The organism is Rhodosalinus sediminis, assembly GCF_003385555.1.
GTDB classification, from domain to species: domain Bacteria; phylum Pseudomonadota; class Alphaproteobacteria; order Rhodobacterales; family Rhodobacteraceae; genus Rhodosalinus; species Rhodosalinus sediminis.
In genome coordinates this window covers 1-461 of the sequence record NZ_QOHR01000103.1, presented here as the reverse complement: position 1 = coordinate 461, position 461 = coordinate 1, and the positions used below count along the sequence as shown (strand labels likewise).

The following is a 461-nucleotide window of genomic DNA, read 5'->3' as shown; positions in this document are numbered from 1 at the left end:
ATCGAGTTCATCCATGTGTCAGGCCTTGCTTTCGCGGCATCCTGGCGCCGCTGGCCGGTATGGTCGTACGAGGAGCGGGTCCAAATCACACACCTGATCTCGGGCGATCGATGGACGGCACTGGGTCTCCCGCTCCCGACCTTCTCGGATCCTTTCCCCTTACCTTCGAAGACGTCCCCGCTCTCCGGACGTCCTGCCTGACGTGTCGTGATCCTGCCCTGGATTGGTGGACACCCATGATAGGCTTTTCGAGCTAACGGAAGGAGTGTCCGATGGAGAAGAAGAAGCGCCGGTATTTTCCGGACGAGTTCAAGCGGCAGGCCGCGGAGCGCGTCGAGACGAGCGGGCTGTCGATCATGGATGTCGCAGCGGAACTCGGCGTCCACGAGACGCAGCTGCGTCGCTGGATAAGGCAGTTCGGCAAGTCGGGGACGGGCTGTGAACCGGCATGGAAAAAGGAC

General features: G+C 61.4%; 1 protein-coding gene. It reads left to right on the top strand.

From position 1 onward, the window contains the following. Positions 1 to 272: 272 nt before the first annotated feature. On the top strand, positions 273 to 461 hold a 189-nt coding region (locus tag DRV84_RS15280), incomplete at its 3' end, for a transposase (RefSeq protein WP_147298896.1).